Origin of the sequence: Streptomyces sp. NPDC020731, from assembly GCF_044334705.1 — a bacterium.
GTDB lineage: Bacteria > Actinomycetota > Actinomycetes > Streptomycetales > Streptomycetaceae > Streptomyces.
This window is the reverse complement of the sequence record NZ_JBIRTN010000020.1, coordinates 25,567-41,482: the sequence shown is the minus strand read 5'-3', so window position 1 is coordinate 41,482 and position 15,916 is coordinate 25,567. Positions and strand designations below refer to the sequence as shown.

The 15,916-nt window shown below is 69.0% G+C and carries 17 protein-coding genes; 11 read left to right on the top strand and 6 right to left on the bottom strand.

The features are described 5' to 3' along the window. Positions 1–32 precede the first annotated feature (32 nt). Positions 33–701, top strand: a complete 669-nt coding sequence (locus tag ACH4VX_RS27800) for an RDD family protein (RefSeq protein ID WP_398371083.1) — start codon at positions 33–35, stop codon at positions 699–701. Positions 702–715: 14 nt separating this feature from the next. On the opposite strand, the gene ACH4VX_RS27795 is transcribed toward ACH4VX_RS27800, so the two are convergent. Beyond that, positions 716–1,024 carry a hypothetical protein gene (locus ACH4VX_RS27795; RefSeq protein WP_398371082.1) on the bottom strand — a complete coding sequence of 103 codons (309 nt, stop codon included), beginning with the start codon at positions 1,022–1,024 and terminating at the stop codon, positions 716–718. Positions 1,025–1,413: 389 nt separating this feature from the next. Here ACH4VX_RS27795 and ACH4VX_RS27790 point away from each other — a divergent pair, with 389 nt between their 5' ends. Next, a complete protein-coding gene (locus tag ACH4VX_RS27790) occupies positions 1,414–3,771 on the top strand; it encodes an immune inhibitor A domain-containing protein (RefSeq protein ID WP_398371080.1) in 2,358 nt (785 codons plus the stop codon). A gap of 134 nt (positions 3,772–3,905) precedes the next feature. Then, positions 3,906–4,235: a hypothetical protein gene (locus ACH4VX_RS27785; RefSeq protein WP_398371079.1), complete on the top strand. Its 330-nt coding sequence runs from the start codon at positions 3,906–3,908 to the stop codon at positions 4,233–4,235. Positions 4,236–4,422: 187 nt separating this feature from the next. Here ACH4VX_RS27785 and ACH4VX_RS27780 read toward each other — a convergent pair whose 3' ends face one another. Then, positions 4,423–5,010 carry a nicotinamidase gene (locus ACH4VX_RS27780; RefSeq protein WP_398371078.1) on the bottom strand — a complete coding sequence of 196 codons (588 nt, stop codon included), beginning with the start codon at positions 5,008–5,010 and terminating at the stop codon, positions 4,423–4,425. A 252-nt stretch (positions 5,011–5,262) separates the two neighbouring features. After that, the gene (locus ACH4VX_RS27775) at positions 5,263–6,609 is read right to left on the bottom strand and encodes a nicotinate phosphoribosyltransferase (RefSeq protein WP_398371077.1); all 1,347 of its coding nucleotides are present in this window, start codon (positions 6,607–6,609) and stop codon (positions 5,263–5,265) included. A gap of 177 nt (positions 6,610–6,786) precedes the next feature. Between ACH4VX_RS27775 and clpS the strand changes: the two genes are divergently transcribed. The 7 genes from clpS to ACH4VX_RS27740 all read left to right on the top strand — a co-directional run bounded on the left by clpS (position 6,787) and on the right by ACH4VX_RS27740 (position 11,773). Then, positions 6,787–7,104: an ATP-dependent Clp protease adapter ClpS gene (gene clpS, locus ACH4VX_RS27770; protein ID WP_398371076.1), complete on the top strand. Its 318-nt coding sequence runs from the start codon at positions 6,787–6,789 to the stop codon at positions 7,102–7,104. Positions 7,105–7,160: 56 nt separating this feature from the next. Beyond that, the gene (locus tag ACH4VX_RS27765; RefSeq protein ID WP_398371222.1) at positions 7,161–7,763 is read left to right on the top strand and encodes a DUF2017 domain-containing protein; all 603 of its coding nucleotides are present in this window, start codon (positions 7,161–7,163) and stop codon (positions 7,761–7,763) included. A 366-nt stretch (positions 7,764–8,129) separates the two neighbouring features. Further along, positions 8,130–9,662, top strand: coding sequence for an alanine/glycine:cation symporter family protein (locus tag ACH4VX_RS27760; RefSeq protein WP_398371074.1), 1,533 nt, complete (start codon positions 8,130–8,132; stop codon positions 9,660–9,662). A gap of 156 nt (positions 9,663–9,818) precedes the next feature. Continuing rightward, positions 9,819–10,241 carry a Mov34/MPN/PAD-1 family protein gene (locus ACH4VX_RS27755; protein ID WP_398371073.1) on the top strand — a complete coding sequence of 141 codons (423 nt, stop codon included), beginning with the start codon at positions 9,819–9,821 and terminating at the stop codon, positions 10,239–10,241. Positions 10,242–10,339: 98 nt separating this feature from the next. Continuing rightward, entirely contained in the window at positions 10,340–10,435 is a 96-nt protein-coding gene (locus ACH4VX_RS27750; protein ID WP_324617155.1) for a putative leader peptide, read from the top strand. A gap of 102 nt (positions 10,436–10,537) precedes the next feature. Beyond that, positions 10,538–10,816 (top strand): MoaD/ThiS family protein, encoded by a 279-nt coding sequence (locus tag ACH4VX_RS27745; protein ID WP_398371071.1) that lies wholly within the window; start codon positions 10,538–10,540, stop codon positions 10,814–10,816. Positions 10,817–10,822: 6 nt separating this feature from the next. Then, positions 10,823–11,773, top strand: a complete 951-nt coding sequence (locus ACH4VX_RS27740; protein WP_398371070.1) for a PLP-dependent cysteine synthase family protein — start codon at positions 10,823–10,825, stop codon at positions 11,771–11,773. A 44-nt stretch (positions 11,774–11,817) separates the two neighbouring features. Here ACH4VX_RS27740 and ACH4VX_RS27735 read toward each other — a convergent pair whose 3' ends face one another. Further along, a complete protein-coding gene (locus ACH4VX_RS27735; protein WP_398371069.1) occupies positions 11,818–11,949 on the bottom strand; it encodes a hypothetical protein in 132 nt (43 codons plus the stop codon). Between the two features lie 202 nt (positions 11,950–12,151). Here ACH4VX_RS27735 and ACH4VX_RS27730 point away from each other — a divergent pair, with 202 nt between their 5' ends. Beyond that, positions 12,152–12,904: an MBL fold metallo-hydrolase gene (locus ACH4VX_RS27730; protein ID WP_398371068.1), complete on the top strand. Its 753-nt coding sequence runs from the start codon at positions 12,152–12,154 to the stop codon at positions 12,902–12,904. A gap of 118 nt (positions 12,905–13,022) precedes the next feature. On the opposite strand, the gene ACH4VX_RS27725 is transcribed toward ACH4VX_RS27730, so the two are convergent. Further along, entirely contained in the window at positions 13,023–14,285 is a 1,263-nt protein-coding gene (locus tag ACH4VX_RS27725; RefSeq protein WP_398371067.1) for a PTS transporter subunit EIIC, read from the bottom strand. A gap of 278 nt (positions 14,286–14,563) precedes the next feature. After that, positions 14,564–15,871: a PTS transporter subunit EIIC gene (locus ACH4VX_RS27720; RefSeq protein ID WP_398371065.1), complete on the bottom strand. Its 1,308-nt coding sequence runs from the start codon at positions 15,869–15,871 to the stop codon at positions 14,564–14,566. Positions 15,872–15,916 lie beyond the last annotated feature (45 nt).

The following is a 15,916-nucleotide window of genomic DNA, read 5'->3' as shown; positions in this document are numbered from 1 at the left end:
GGGGCCGGGGGGTTCACGATCGACTCGGGGGCATGACCACCGAACCGCCCCCCGGCTCCGGGCGGCAGCCGTCGGACGACGACCCGTTCAAGAAGCACCCCCCGCCGGGCGGCCCCGAGACCCCGGGACCGGGCTCCCCGTACGACACCCCCGGAGGCCCGCCCCCGCCACCCGAAGGCGGCGGCGGGCCCTACGCAGGTGGCGGCGGCGGGCCCTACGGAGGTGCCCCCGGCCCCTCCGGCCCCCTCGCCGGCATGCCCCCGCTCGCCGACAGTGGCAGGCGCACGCTCGCCCGCGTCATCGACATGATCCTCGTCGGCATCGTCGTCTGGCTGCTCACCTGGCCGTTCGGAGTCAGCGAGTACGACGTCGACGGCGACAGGATCAACGTGGGCAACTCCTTCGCGCAGTCCGCCGTCGCCGCGGTGCTCTACATCGCCTACGACACCTTCATGACCGCCCGCAACGGCCAGACCCTGGGCAAGAAGTGGCTGCACATGCGGGTGGCCGACCTCGCCGACGGCTCCAACCCCTCCACGCAGACCGCGTTCATCCGCGCCCTCGTGCTGTGGCTGCCGTTCGCGTTCTGCTGCGCCTGCGTGTGGACCGCGATCTCGGGCGGCTGGAGCTTCTTCGACCGACCCTACAAGCAGGGACTGCACGACAAGGCGGCCAAGACCGTGGTGGTCAGAACCGGATGAGAGCGGTGCCCCGGTCAGGACGCCGCGCGCTCCCGCACCGGCTCGCGGGAAGGAGAAGCGACGGTGGCCCGTACCGGCTGTACCGGTTCCGGCGCCGCGGGCCGTACCACCACGGCGGGGCGGCTCGCCGCGGCGGGCCGCCGGGACGCGGGGAGCGGGACCGCCATGGCCACCAGCAGTCCGAGGGCGAGCGCCGAGACGGCGACGATCGCGACGCCCGCGCCCGAACTCGCTCCGGACAACAGCAGCATGGCGAACGTCGAGAAGATCACGGTGCACGAACCGTAAACGAGCTGAGCGACAGTCGGACGGGGCATGGCCATCGTGTCCTCGGAAGTCGGGGGCTGTCCGCCTGGCTTTCCGCCGGTTCAGGGCGGTTACGCCAAACGACTCTAACCGCGAGCGTGCCCGAGGGGAACGGACAGTAAGCGTGACCTAACCGACAGGGCCGATGCACAGGGGGCGCACGGATTCATGGCATCCACCAAGTGGACGGTTGCGCGCGCCCGTAGGGTTTCGTGCGGGTGCGTCCGGTAAGCGAACATCGTCTCCGCATAGTGCACTTGAACTGTTCAAGTCAAGGTCTGTTTTTTCTGGCGAACCTCTAGTCAAATGTCGTCACTTGACTACACGCGTTGATCACGTGCGTGCGGGACCTTCCATAGACGGAACCTCCTTCGGCCGCGCGCACGCACGCGGGAGGGGATCTCAAGTGACCAGTAGACCCTGGACGTCCAGAGCGGCCGCGATAGGCGTGGCACTCGCGGCGGTCACCGCCACTTGCTCTGCGTTCACCGTGGCCCAGGCCGACTCGGCTGACAAGGCCGACCGTCCCGGCGCCGTGGACCGGCACGACCCGGCGGAGCACAACCACGTCGAGCACGACCTCGCGGGCCCGCTCACCAAGACGCAGGAGGCCCAGCGCGAGGAAGCCCTCAACCAGGTCATATCCGGCAAGGCTTCGGTCAAGAACCGTGAGGGTTCGAAGGTCGTCCAGCTCAAGAGCAAAAAGGGCGACAGCAAGTACGTAGAACTCGGCCGCGAGAAGACCGACAAGATCTTCACGATCCTGGTCGAGTTCGGCGACAAGGTCGACAGCCGCTACGGCGGCGACGCCGGCCCGCTGCACAACCAGATAGCCAAGCCGGACCGCAAGAAGGACAACTCCACGGCCTGGCAGGAGGACTACGACCAGCAGCACTTCGACGACCTGTACTTCGGGTCCGGCAAGGGCGTCGACTCGGTCAAGACCTACTACGAGAAGCAGTCCTCCGGCCGCTACTCGGTCGAGGGCGAGGTCTCCGACTGGGTCAAGGTCCCGTACAACGAGGCCCGTTACGGCAACAACGCGTGCGGCGACACCAACTGCCCCAGCGTGTGGAACGTCGTCAGCGACGGTCTGAACGCCTGGGTCGCCCAGCAGCAGGCGGCCGGCCGCACCGACGCCCAGATCAAGGCGGACGCGGCCCGGTTCGACGAGTGGGACCGCTACGACTTCGACGGCGACGGCGACTTCAACGAGCCCGACGGCTACATCGACCACTTCCAGATCGTGCACGCCGGTGAGGACGAGTCCGCGGGCGGCGGCGCCCAGGGCACCGACGCGATCTGGGCCCACCGCTGGTACGCCTTCGGCACCGACGCCGGCGCCACCGGCCCCGAGCAGAACCGGCTCGGCGGCACGCAGATCGGCTCCACCGGCATCTGGGTCGGCGACTACACCGTCCAGCCGGAGAACGGCGGACTCGGCGTCTTCGCCCACGAGTACGGCCACGACCTCGGTCTGCCGGACCACTACGACACCGCGGGCGGCGAGAACTCCACCGGCTTCTGGACGCTGATGTCCTCCGGTTCCTGGCTCGGCACCGGGAAGAAGGAGATCGGCAACCTGCCCGGCGACATGACCGCCTGGGACAAGCTGCAGCTCGGCTGGCTGAACTACGACACGGCCAAGGCCGGCGTCAACTCCTGGCACAAGCTCGGCGTCGCCGAGTACAACACCAAGCACAAGCAGGCGCTGGTCGTCACGCTGCCGAAGAAGGCCGTGACCACCGAGATCGTCCCGCCGGCCGAGGGCAGCACCCAGTGGTGGAGCGGCAGCGGTGACAACCTCAAGAACACGCTGAGCCGTTCGGTCGACCTGACCGGCAAGTCCTCCGCCGAACTCGCCTTCGACGGCTGGTACGACATCGAGGCCAACTACGACTACCTCTACACCGAGGTGTCCACCGACGGCGGCGCCAACTGGACCGCCATCGACGGCACGGTCGACGGCCAGCCGATCCCGCGCGACGGCAGCGACAAGCCGGCCCTGCACGGCACGCTCGACGGCTACAAGAAGTTCGCGTACTCCCTCGACGCCTACGCCGGCCAGAAGGTCGACCTGCGCTTCCGCTACCAGTCCGACGGCGGCGTGGCCCTCAAGGGCTTCACGGCCGACGCGATCACGGTGACGGCGGACGGCGCCCCGGTCTTCTCCGACAACGCCGAGAGCGCGGACGCCGCCTGGACGGCCACCGGCTTCTCCCGCGTCGGCGCGTCCTTCACCAAGGACTACGCGCAGTACTACATCGCCGAGAACCGCCAGTACGTGTCGTACGACAAGACCCTCGAGGTCGGCCCGTACAACTTCGGCTACACGTCCCGCCCGGACTGGGTCGAGCACTACGCGTACCAGAACGGCCTGCTGATCTGGAAGTGGGACACCTCCCAGGCGGACAACAACACCAGCCAGCACCCGGGCACCGGTCTGGTCCTCCCGATCGACTCCCACCCGACCGCGCTGAAGTGGTCCGACGGCACGCTGATGCGCAACCGCATCCAGACCTACGACGCGCCGTTCAGCACGTTCCGCACCGACGGCATGACGCTGCACAAGGCGGACGTGGCGAAGTGGATCCCGTCGTCGAAGGGCGTGTCGGTCTTCAACGACCGCACCAGCACCTACTACGACGAGTCGAACCCGACCGCCGGTGTCAAGATCACTGACACCAACACGAAGATCAAGATCCTCAAGGAGGCCAAGAGCGGCTCGACGATCGAGCTCGAGGTTGGACCTGCGGGCAGGTAAATAGCATCTTCGCAGGTCAGAGCATGATCGGCGGTGACCCCCTGGCGGGTCACCGCCGATCCGTGTTTAGGTGCCTCCTGTGGCTCTCTTATTGACACCTGTTCCGACACCGGCTGACACGGGGGTATGACCGCATGGCCGCAGGAGGTTTCTGCAAGCTGCCGAACGGCACGGTGGTAGTGGCGATGAACCTGCCCAGCCCCGCCGCCGGCGCACCCGTCGGAGTCCGCGTCCTCGTCCACGCCCGGAACCGCGCCCGCGCCCTGACCAGGCTGCGCAACCTGGGTCTGCGGTCGATCTACCTACGAGGCAACGCCGCCCCGCCCACCCCCGACGAGATCACCGCGGTCCTCCACCACCCGGACGGCCTCATATGGCGCACGGCCCCCACGGCCGACGCCCTGACGGTAGAACTCTGGCACCCCATAAGAGCCCTGCTCAGACGCCCGGCGACCCCCGCGTAGCCGCGGGCAGCCGCACCGTCGCAGCCGCGGGCGGTCGTGCCTCCCCCAGTGCCTCAAGGGCCTGGGAGGTACCCCCGGGGCGGCACGGGCGGGCGATGGGCCCCCCGCTCGAGCGCAGCCGAGAGTGGGGGACGCCCCGGCTCGGCGCCGCGAGCCGGCGAATCCCCCGGCCCACCCCGGCACAGGGCTACTGCACAACCGGCTTCCCCGACAACTCCACCCCCGCCGAGCGCAGCTCCTCCAGCGCACGCTCGGTGGTCTCCGCCCCCACCCCCGCGGTGAGATCGAGCAGCACCTGCGTACGAAACCCCTCCCGTGCCGCATCCAGCGCGGTGGCCCGCACACAGTGGTCCGTGGCGATCCCCACCACGTCCACCTCGTCGACCTCCCGCTCCCGCAGCCACTCCGCCAGCGGCGTCCCGTTCTCGTCGGCCCCCTCGAACCCGCTGTAGGCCGCCGAGTACGCCCCCTTGTCGAACACGGCGTCGATCGCGCCCGAAGTCACCGCAGGGGCGAAGTTCGGGTGGAACCCGACCCCCTCCGTCCCGGCGACACAGTGCGCGGGCCAGGACCGTGCGTAGTCGGGGTTGTCGGCGAAGTGCCCGCCGGGTGCGATGTGGTGATCGCGGGTGGCCACCACGTGCCGGTACCCGGCCGGGGCCTGCCCGATCAGCTCGGTGATGGCGGCGGCCACGTCCGCCCCGCCGGCCACGGCGAGGCTGCCCCCCTCGCAGAAGTCGTTCTGCACGTCAACGACGATCAGTGCGCGGCGCATGGTCGGTGTCCTTCGACTAGGGGGTCGGATGGGGTGGGGTGAGGGCGGGTCCGGCCGGGTGAACCTCCGAGCCTATTGAACGGCGGGCGGCGCGGACAGGGGCACGGCGGAGCGGGCGGGATCCCCCGCCCGCGCAAGGGGAGCCCATGCCCGCGTACGGGGAGCCCATGCCCGCGTACGGGGAGCCCATGCCCGCGTACGGGGAGCCCATGCCCGCGTACGGGGAGCACGGTTCGTACGCGGGGCACGCTTCTAGCTACCCGACGGCCCGTGCGCGTACTCCGTCGGAAGGACGGGTTCCCCCCGGGAGAGCTGGGTCGCGGACAGCGGCAGACCCGCGCGGGCCGCCGCGTGCCGGTCGCGGACCACGTCCAGCGACTCACGGGCGATCACCTCGCCGCCCTCGACCAGCGGCACGAGGAGCTGCCGGCCTGCCAGCCCGTCCGGCACCGCACCGGTGCCGACCACCTCGGCCTCGGCGACCCCGTACTCGTCCAGCCGCCGCGCGGCCCACTTGCGGCCGCCGACGGAGGTCTTGCCGCCGGTGGACTTCTTCGCCACCGGCACCAGCGGCGCCTTCGGGTCGGCGGACTCCGCGCGGGCGACCAGCTTGTACACCATGGAGGCCGTCGGATGCCCGGAGCCGGTCACCAGCTGGGTGCCCACCCCGTACGCGTCCACGGGCGCCGCCGCCAGCGAGGCGATGGCGTACTCGTCCAGGTCCGAGGTCACGATGATCTTCGTACCGGTGGCGCCCAGTTCGTCCAGCTGCTGCCGCACCCGGTGCGCCACCAGCAGCAGGTCCCCGGAGTCGATCCGTACGGCGCCCAGCTCCGGCCCGGCGACCTCCACGGCCGTACGGACCGCCTCGGTCACGTCGTAGGTGTCCACCAGCAGCGTCGTACCACCGCCGAGGGAGTCCACCTGGGCCCGGAAGGCGTCCCGCTCGCTGTCGTGGAGCAGGGTGAAGGCGTGGGCGGAGGTGCCCACGGTGGGGATGTTGTAGCGGAAGCCGGCCGCCAGGTCGGAGGTGGAGGCGAAGCCGCCGACGTACGCGGCCCGGGAGGCGGCCACCGCGGCCAGCTCGTGGGTGCGCCGGGCGCCCATCTCGATCAGCGGCCGGTCACCGGCGGCGGACGACATCCGGGAGGCCGCGGCGGCGATCGCCGAGTCGTGGTTGAGGATCGACAGGATCACCGTCTCCAGGAGCACGCACTCCGCGAAGCTGCCCTCCACCCGCATGATCGGCGAGCCCGGGAAGTACACCTCGCCCTCGGGGTAGCCCCAGATGTCACCGGAGAAGCGGTAGCCGGCCAGCCAGTCCAGGGTCTCCTCGTCGACGATGTCCTTCTCGCGCAGGAACCCGAGGACGCCCGGGTCGAAGCGGAAGTTCTCCACCGCGTCCAGCACCCGCCCGGTGCCGGCCACCACGCCGTAGCGGCGGCCGTCCGGCAACCGCCGGGTGAAGACCTCGAACACGCTGCGCCGCCCGGCCGTGCCGGCCTTCAGCGCGGCCCGCAGCATCGTCAGCTCGTACTGGTCAGTGAAGAGCGCCGTCGACGGAACATCCACCGGCAGCCCAAGGTCCGCTACGTCCACCGAACTCTCCTCGCTGTGACTCGCCGGGTCCCCCGGGCAGGCCGGGGGCCCGGGGGCTGTCCCCCGGTGTGTGCGGCATGGCAGGGATGCTACCCCCATTTCGTCAGTTTGACGATTTCGGTCCGGGGTGCCGGAACAGCGGGCCGGTTTGTGCGACCACCCCCCTGCGGTGGCAGCATGGGCTGTGTGACGTCACCCGCACCCCTGGAGATCGAACGCACCGAATCGGCGGAGGAGGTCTTCGTCGTACCCGAGCCCGATGTCCCGTGGGTGACCATCGTCCACAACGACCCGGTCAACCTCATGAGCTACGTGACGTACGTCTTCCAGTCGTACTTCGGCTACAGCAAGGACAAGGCCACCAAGCTCATGCTCGACGTCCACCACAAGGGCCGGGCGGTCGTCTCCAGCGGTACCCGCGAGGAGATGGAGCGCGACGTGCAGGCCATGCACGGCTACGGCCTGTGGGCCACCCTCCAGCACGACCGGAAGTGACCGAGCCGGACATGACCCGACCCCGCCCGCAGGACCGGAAGCAGCGAATCGCCGCCATGCCAGGAACCTTCGAACCGCTCCCCGGCGGCGGCGCGGCCGTCGCCCTCGACGACGTCGAGATCTCCATCATCCGGTCCCTGGCCGTGCAGCTGATGGAGCTGATCGGCCCCGGACCCGCCGAGGACGCCTCCGGCGACCCGCTCGCCGAACTCTTCACCGAGGGTCCGAGCGAACCCCCCTCCGACCCCGTGCTGCGCCGCCTCTTCCCGGACGCCTACGGCGACCCCGGGGGCACCCCGCGGGCCGAGGAGGCCGAGGAACAGCGGGCCCACTCCGCCGAGTTCCGCCGTTACACCGAGAACGACCTGCGGGCCGGCAAGCGCGACAACGCCCTCGCGGTGATCCGCTCCCTGGACGCGCTGGCCTCGGCCGGCGAGGGCGGCGCGGTGCTGGAACTGTCGCCGGACGAGTCCCGCCAGTGGCTCGGCGCCCTCAACGACCTGCGCCTCGCGATCGGCTCCCGCCTGGAGATCAGCGACGAGGACGACAGCGACCTCCTCTTCCACCTCCCCGACGAGGACCCGCGCAAGCCGATGGTGATGGCGTACCTGTGGCTCGGCGGACTCCAGGAGACCCTCGTCTCGACGCTGATGCCGTAGCCGTATTCGAGTCCGTCCGGAAAGATCTCCTGATCTGTTCGCTCAGAGAAACCTCAAGTCCGGATAACGATCCCGTCACCGCCCCTGCGGGTTTACCCCGTAAGGGCGGTTTCCTGTGATCCGCGTCACTCGGTTCCAGGTGAACGGCGTGGTAGGAATCGGCAACTCGCTTGCGGCCCACCCTTGGCCGTGAGCAGGAAAGCCGGTCACCGCCGGTGTGTACGACCAGCACGACAGGAGGATGACGGTCCCGGTTCACGGGCCGCCGCCCCATCGCCGTTGCCGAACGGGACGTGGACCCCGCCCACACCGTCACCCGCTCTGCTGCGCACGCCAGCACGTCCCCGCGCCATCTGAGGAAGTTCGATGTCACTCGACTCCATCACCAAAAACATCGACGACGCCGTAAGCAATTTTTTCGATCCCGTCGCGACCGCTGTCGGCGACATCGTCTTCTACACCGTCCCGGTCGGCGGCACCGAGCTACCGCTCATCGTGGTGTGGCTCGTGGTCGCCGGTCTGGTCTTCACCGGCTGGTTCGGCCTCATCCAGGCGCGTAAACTCAAACTCGCCTTCGACATCGTGCGCGGCAAGTACGACGAGGAGGGCTCCCCCGGCGAGGTCAACCACTTCCAGGCACTGACCGCCGCCGTCTCCGGCACCGTCGGCCTCGGCAACATCGCCGGTGTGGCCGTCGCCGTCTCCATCGGCGGCCCGGGCGCCACCTTCTGGATGATCCTGTGCGGCCTGCTCGGCATGGCCACCAAGTTCGTCGAGGTCACCCTCGGGGTGAAGTACCGCGAGGAGCACGCGGACGGCACCGTCTCCGGCGGCCCCATGCACTACCTGCCCAAGGGTCTCGCCGAGCGCTTCGGCAGCGGCGGCGCCAAGCTCGGCAAGGTGCTCGCCGTCCTGGCCTCCGTCATGATCCTCTTCTTCGGTCTGTTCGGCGGCAACCTGTTCCAGACCAACCAGAGCTACGCGCAGATCTCCTCGACCTTCGGCGGCGAGGACGGCTTCCTGGCCTCCTCCGCCGGTGCCGTGCTCTTCGGTCTGGTCGTGGCCGCCCTGGTCGGCCTCGTGCTGCTCGGCGGCATCCGCTCCATCGCCTCGGTCACCAGCCGGCTGGTCCCCGCCATGGCGATCATGTACGTGGTGGCCTGCCTGATCGTCATCCTGACGAACATCACCGCCGTGCCCGACGCGGTCGGGGACATCTTCCAGGGAGCCTTCGAGGCGGACGGTGTCGCGGGCGGTGTGATCGGCGCCCTGATCGTCGGCTTCCAGCGGGCCGCCTTCTCCAACGAGGCCGGTCTCGGCTCCGCGCCGATCGCCCACTCCGCGGTCAAGACCAAGCACCCCGCGAGCGAGGGCCTGGTCGCCCTGCTGGAGCCGTTCATCGACACGGTCGTCATCTGCACCATGACCGCGCTGACCATCGTCATCGCCAACCCCGCCAGCTGGGGCGAGGCCCGCAAGGGCGAGAGCATCGGCGGCGTCACGATCACCTCCGACGCCTTCGAGACCGTCCTGCCCTGGTTCCCGAACCTGCTGACCGTCGCGGTGCTGCTGTTCGCCTTCTCCACGATTCTGACCTGGGGCTACTACGGCCTCAAGGCCTGGGCGTACCTCTTCGGCCGGAGCAAGGTCAGTGAGATGACGTTCAAGGTGGTCTGGAGTGTGTTCGTGGTCGCGGGCTCCCTCCTCTCGCTCGACTCGCTGATCAGCCTCGCCGACTCGGCACTCTTCCTGCTCTCGGTGTTCAACATCATCGGCCTGTACCTGCTGGCCCCCGTGGTCAAGCGGGAGCTCAACTCCTTCCTGGACTTCGTACGCCGTCGCACCACCGGTGACGCGACGGATGAGGAGTCCGGCGCTCAGGCCACCAAGGCGATCTGAGCCCGCGGACGGGCTTTTCCCGTCCCCACCCGGGACGCCGGGCCGCAGGGAGTACTCGTGGCGCCCCCTGCGCCCATCCGCTCAAGGTGTCCGGCATACGGGCCGTTCCGTACCACCCCTCGGTACGGAACGGCCCGTCTGTCTATCCTGAGCCCCATGCTGACCATCACCCAGGCCCTGTACGACCAGATCGTGGCCCACGCCCGCGAGGACCACCCCGACGAGGCGTGCGGCGTGGTGGCGGGCCCGGTGGGCACCGGCCGCCCCGAGCGCTTCATCCCCATGCTGAACGCGGCCCGCTCGCCCACCTTCTACGAGTTCGACTCCCAGGACCTGCTGAAGCTGTACCGCGAGATGGACGACAACGACGAGGAGCCGGTGATCATCTACCACTCCCACACCGCGACCGAGGCCTACCCCTCCCGCACCGACATCTCCTACGCCAACGAGCCCGGCGCCCACTACGTCCTGGTTTCCACCGCCGACACCGACGGCGCCGGCGAGTTCCAGTTCCGCTCCTTCCGCATCCTGGAGGGCGAGGTCACCGAGGAGGAGGTCGAGGTCGTCGAGGCCCACTGACCCGACGATCAAGCCCTCATCTCGTATGACGGAAGAAGGGTGTCCGAAGCGTGAGATCACACTCCGGGGACCGGTCCGGGAATCGATACGATGACCCCATGGTTCTCCACGACGTGAGCGAAAAAGCGCCGGGCACGCTGCTCGTGGCGCGGCTGCACGTCGACCTGTGCAGGCTGAACAGCGCCATCTGTTGATCTTCCGCTGCCGCCGTAGGCCGTGAGCCGCGGCGAACTGCCGCGTGCCGCCGCGCGCCCTCTCGAACCCACGACAGACACTTCCGACAGGAGCCCTCAGCCATGGCCATCGAGGTCCGCATCCCGACCATCCTCCGCCAGTACACCGACGGTCAGAAGGCGGTGGAGGGCACCGGGAACACCCTCGCCGAGCTCTTCACCGACCTCGAGACCCGGCACGCGGGCATCCAGGCCCGCATCGTGGACGGCGAGCAGCTGCGCCGCTTCGTCAACGTCTACCTCAACGACGAGGACGTCCGCTTCCTCGACGGCATCAACACCAAGCTGTCCGACGGCGACAGCATCACGATCCTGCCGGCCGTCGCCGGTGGTATGGCCTGATCGGCGATGCGTTACGACTCCCCGCTGGCCGCGGTGGGCAACACCCCCCTGGTGCGCCTGCCGCGGCTCTCGCCGTCCGCCGACGTCCGGATCTGGGCGAAGCTGGAGGACCGCAATCCCACCGGCTCGATCAAGGACCGCCCCGCCCTGTTCATGATCGAACAGGCGGAGAAGGACGGCCGCCTCACCCCGGGCTGCACCATCCTCGAGCCCACCAGCGGCAACACCGGCATCTCGCTGGCCATGGCCGCCAAGCTCAAGGGCTACCGCATGGTGTGCGTGATGCCCGAGAACACCTCGCAGGAACGCCGTGACCTGCTCGGCATGTGGGGCGCGGAGATCATCTCCTCCCCGGCCGCCGGCGGCTCCAACACCGCCGTGCGCGTCGCCAAGGAACTCTCCGCCGAGCACCCCGACTGGGTGATGCTCTACCAGTACGGCAACCCGGACAACGCCGGCGCCCACTACGCCGGCACCGGCCCCGAGATCCTCGCCGACCTCCCCTCCATCACCCACTTCGTGGCCGGCCTCGGCACCACCGGCACCCTCATGGGCGTCGGCCGCTACCTGCGCGAGAACAAGCCCGACATCAAGATCGTCGCCGCCGAACCGCGTTACGACGACCTCGTCTACGGCCTGCGCAACCTCGACGAGGGCTTCGTCCCCGAGCTGTACGACGCCTCCGTGCTGACCACCCGCTTCTCCGTCGGCTCCGCAGACGCCGTCACCCGCACCCGCGAACTCCTCCAGCAGGAGGGCATCTTCGCCGGTGTCTCCACCGGCGCCGCCCTGCACGCGGCGATCGGCGTCGCGAACAAGGCGCTCAAGGCCGGCGAGAGCGCCGACGTCGTCTTCGTCGTCGCCGACGGCGGCTGGAAGTACCTGTCGACCGGCGTCTACACCGCCGCGACGACCGAAGAGGCCATCGACACCCTCCAGGGCCAGCTCTGGGCGTAACACCCCCGCACGACAAGGGGCCGGAGAACAACCTCTCCGGCCCCTCACGTGTTCTCGGAGTCACCCCGCCCGCCGCCCCGCCGCCGCCGGTGCCCCCGCCCCCACCCGTCGACGAGCGCGGTCACGAGCGCGAGCAGTACCACCGCGGTGAGCGCGAGCCACCAAGCCGTGTCCATGCCCCGACCGTACCGGCGCGCACCACCACCGCGCGCCCCTCCCGGCCCCGGCACGCACCGCTTCCAGCCGAACCGGTGACAGCACAGGTGAGTTCGCCCACAACGGCCCCTGGCGGAGGAGCGACCACAGGTTTTGCGCCTTACGCTCGACAAACCGCACGACCCCCGTCTCTCCATACCCGCCAGCGGAGGTTTCTGCTTCATGAAGCTCACCGTCGTCGGCTGCTCGGGGTCGTTCCCGTCCGCGGAATCGGCCTGCTCGAGCTACCTCGTCGAGGCCGACGGCTTCCGGCTGCTCCTCGACATGGGCAACGGCGCCCTGGGCGAGCTGCAGCGCCACTGCGGTCTCTACGACCTCGACGCGATCTTCCTCAGCCACCTGCACGCCGACCACTGCATCGACATGTGCGCCTACTTCGTGGCGCGCTACTACCGGCACGACGGCGGCCGCTGCGCCCCCCTGCCGGTCCACGGACCCGAGGGCACCGAGCACCGGCTCACCACCGCCTACGCCGACACCCCCTCGGCCTCCTCCATGAGCGAGGTCTTCGACTTCCACACGGTCAAGCCGTCCACCTTCGAGATCGGCCCGTTCCTCGTCCACACCGAGCGCGTCGCGCACCCGGTCGAGGCGTACGGCATCCGCATCGAACACGGCGGGAAGACATTCACCTACTCCGGCGACACGGGCGTCAGCCCCGCGCTCGACGACCTCGCCCGCGACGCGGACCTCTTCCTGTGCGAGGCCGCCTTCACGCACGGCAAGGAGAACATCCCCGACCTGCACCTCAACGGTCGTGAGGCGGGTGAGACGGCAGCCCGCGCGGGCGCCCGCCGCCTGATCCTCACCCACATCCCCCCGTGGACCGACCCGCAGGTCAACCTCACCGACGCCCGCACGGTGTACGACGGCCCGGTGGGGCTGGCGGCGCCGGGGGCGACGTACGAGATCTGAGGCAGGGGTCGCCGGCCCGGTCCGGCTGCCCCGGCACGTCCGTACTGCGCGTGTGCGATGAGGCGCAGACAGCGCGGAGGCCCGGCCGGATCGGCCGGGCCTCGCGTGGGTCAGCGGGTTACTTCGCCTCCGCCTTCTGCAGTTCCGCCAGTTCCTCGTCCGACTCCCGGCCCGGTGTCGGCAGGTTGAACTTGGTGATGGCGAAGCGGAAGACCACGTAGTAGACCGCCGCGAAGCACAGGCCCACCAAGGCCAGGCCCCACGGGTTGCTGGCGATGCCGAGGTTGAGGAAGTAGTCGACCGCGCCGGCGGAGAAGCCGAAACCGTCCTTCATGCCCAGTGCCCACGTCAACGCCATGGACACACCGGTCAGCACCGCGTGAATGGCGTAGAGCACCGGCGCGATGAACATGAAGGTGAACTCGATCGGCTCGGTGACGCCGGTCACGAACGAGGTGAGCGCGAGGGAGAACATCATGCCGCCGACGACCTTGCGGCGCTCGGGCCGGGCGCAGTGCACGATGGCCAGGCAGGCTGCCGGCAGGGCGAACATCATGATCGGGAAGAAGCCGGTCATGAACTGGCCGGCGGTCGGGTCACCGGCCAGGAAGCGCGCGATGTCACCGCTCTTGCCCTCGTACTCGCCCGCCTGGAACCACGGGAAGGAGTTCAGCAGGTGGTGCATGCCGATCGGGATGAGAGCACGGTTGGCCACACCGAAGACGCCGGCGCCGACAGCACCCGAGCCCACCAGCCACTCGCCGAAGTTGTGCAGGAGGGTGCCGAGGACCGGCCATATGTAACCGAAGACGATGCCGATCACCAGACCGGCGAAGGCCGACAGGATCGGCACCAGGCGGCGGCCGCCGAAGAAACCGGCCCAGTCCGGGAGCTTCGTGCGGTAGAAGCGCTGATAGAGCAGCGCCACCACGATGCCCATCACCACACCGCCGAGGACCTTGGCGTCCACCGGTGCGTCCACCATCACGACCTTGCCGTCGACGGCCGTGGCCACCTGGGGAAGATTCTCGTCGGTGAAGGTGGCCAGTACGTTCTTGAAGACCAGGTAGCCGACGACCGCCGCGAGAGCGGTCGAACCGTCCGACTTCTTCGCGAAGCCGATCGCGATGCCCACGGCGAACAGCAGCGCCATGTTGTCGAGGATCGCGTTGCCACCGGCCGCCATGAAGCCGGCGATCTTGGTGATGAAGGCGGGGAACGAGTCGCGCCCCAGCATGTCCGGGTTGCCGAGGCGCACCAGCAGTGCCGCCGCGGGCAGCACCGCGACCGGCAGCATGAGGCTGCGGCCGATGCGCTGCAGGACAGCCATCGTGCCGGCGCCCTTCTTCTTTTCGGCGGTTGCCGTGCTCGCCGTGGTCATCGTCTTCCTCCAGTGGGCAAGGCGCCGCCGGGGGACACATGAGGACGGCGGCGTCCCGAATGCGCGGCGGGAAGCCCGCGCGCATGGTCTACACCACTCAGTGGTGTAGACCTGTTGTAGCACGATGAAGGCCGCATAAGGAACCCGCGATTCCTGTTACCGCCGGGATACCCACCGTGCCCGCCCGGGACCGCCGGCCGTAACCCTCCGCAGGCACACCGAAAAGCCCCCGGACCACACGGTCCGAGGGCTCGAACAGCCGCCTCCAGCCTAAGCAATCACGCCTTGGCGGCGTCCTCCACCTCCTCCTCCGCCTCCCGCCCCGGAGTCTTCAGATCGAACCTCGTGATCGCGAAGCGGAAGATCACGTAGTACAACGCGGCGAAGCACAACCCGATCGGAATGATCAACCACGGCCGGGTCGCCAGGTTCCAGTTGATGACGTAGTCGATCAGCCCCGCCGAGAAACTGAACCCGTCGTGCACCCCCAACCCCCACGTCACCGCCATCGACACACCCGTCAGCACCGCGTGCACCACGTACAGCAACGGCGCGATGAAGAGGAAGGAGTACTCCAACGGCTCGGTGATGCCGGTCACGAACGACGTCAGCCCCACCGACAGCATCAGACCGCCCACCTCCTTGCGGCGGTGCGGCTTCGCACAGTGCGTGATCGCCAGCGCGGCGGCCGGCAGGGCGAACATCATGATCGGGAAGAAACCGGTGGTGAACTGGCCCGCGTTCGGGTCGCCCGCCAGGAACATGTTGATGTCGCCGTGCACCACCGTGCCGTCCGGCTTGGTGTAACTGCCGAACTGGAACCACATCGGCACGTTCAGGAACTGGTGCAGCCCGATCACCAGCAGCGCCCGGTTGGCCACACCGAACACACCCGCGCCCCACGCGCCCAGGTCGCTGAGCCAGTCGCTGAGACTCTCCAGCCCGTCACCGATCGGCGGCCACACCCACAGACACAACGCCGCGAACACGATCGCCGCGAACGCCATGATGATCGGGACGAGGCGCCGCCCGTTGAAGAACCCCAGCCAGTCCACCAGCTTCGTACGGTGGAACCGCTGCCAGAAATACGCCGCCATCAACCCGATGACGATGCCCCCGAACACACCCGGATTCTGGTACGTGAACGCCGTCACCGTCCCGTCGGTCACCTGGCAGCCCACCATCGGCACCGCCTTCGACCCCTGAGGACAGTCCTCCGGGAACTGACGCAGCACGTTGTAGTAGACGAGGAACCCCGCCACCGCCGCCAGCGCCGTCGAGCCGTCCGACTTCTTCGCCATCCCGATGGCCACACCCACACAGAACAGCAGCGGCAACCCCAGCGAACCGTCCAGCAGCGCGCCACCCGCACCCACCATCACCCTGGAGACGTTCGTCCAGCCCAGACCCTCGTCCCCGAACACATCCGGCTGTCCCAGCCGGTTCAGGATGCCCGCCGCCGGCAGCACCGCGATCGGCAGCTGCAGACTCCGCCCCATCTTCTGCAAACCCTGGAACAAACGGTTCCAGCGTTCCCGCGCGGGAGAGGCCGTGCTCCCGGCGCCGGCGGCACTCTCGGCACTCATCCGGTCCTTCTCCCTGGAGAGCGGTCTGGAAAGCGGTCTGGAAAG

Coding starts and splice junctions, on each gene's coding strand:
- ACH4VX_RS27745 (WP_398371071.1), top strand. CDS start 10,538: ATGGCCATCGAGGTCCGCATCCCGACCATCCTCCGCCAGTACACCGAC.
- ACH4VX_RS27785 (WP_398371079.1), top strand. CDS start 3,906: ATGGCCGCAGGAGGTTTCTGCAAGCTGCCGAACGGCACGGTGGTAGTG.
- ACH4VX_RS27760 (WP_398371074.1), top strand. CDS start 8,130: ATGTCACTCGACTCCATCACCAAAAACATCGACGACGCCGTAAGCAAT.
- ACH4VX_RS27780 (WP_398371078.1), bottom strand. CDS start 5,010: ATGCGCCGCGCACTGATCGTCGTTGACGTGCAGAACGACTTCTGCGAG.
- ACH4VX_RS27730 (WP_398371068.1), top strand. CDS start 12,152: ATGAAGCTCACCGTCGTCGGCTGCTCGGGGTCGTTCCCGTCCGCGGAA.
- ACH4VX_RS27750 (WP_324617155.1), top strand. CDS start 10,340: ATGGTTCTCCACGACGTGAGCGAAAAAGCGCCGGGCACGCTGCTCGTG.
- ACH4VX_RS27720 (WP_398371065.1), bottom strand. CDS start 15,871: ATGAGTGCCGAGAGTGCCGCCGGCGCCGGGAGCACGGCCTCTCCCGCG.
- ACH4VX_RS27735 (WP_398371069.1), bottom strand. CDS start 11,949: ATGGACACGGCTTGGTGGCTCGCGCTCACCGCGGTGGTACTGCTCGCG.
- ACH4VX_RS27725 (WP_398371067.1), bottom strand. CDS start 14,285: ATGACCACGGCGAGCACGGCAACCGCCGAAAAGAAGAAGGGCGCCGGC.
- ACH4VX_RS27740 (WP_398371070.1), top strand. CDS start 10,823: ATGCGTTACGACTCCCCGCTGGCCGCGGTGGGCAACACCCCCCTGGTG.
- ACH4VX_RS27765 (WP_398371222.1), top strand. CDS start 7,161: ATGCCAGGAACCTTCGAACCGCTCCCCGGCGGCGGCGCGGCCGTCGCC.
- ACH4VX_RS27800 (WP_398371083.1), top strand. CDS start 33: ATGACCACCGAACCGCCCCCCGGCTCCGGGCGGCAGCCGTCGGACGAC.
- ACH4VX_RS27795 (WP_398371082.1), bottom strand. CDS start 1,024: ATGGCCATGCCCCGTCCGACTGTCGCTCAGCTCGTTTACGGTTCGTGC.
- ACH4VX_RS27755 (WP_398371073.1), top strand. CDS start 9,819: ATGCTGACCATCACCCAGGCCCTGTACGACCAGATCGTGGCCCACGCC.
- clpS (WP_398371076.1), top strand. CDS start 6,787: ATGGGCTGTGTGACGTCACCCGCACCCCTGGAGATCGAACGCACCGAA.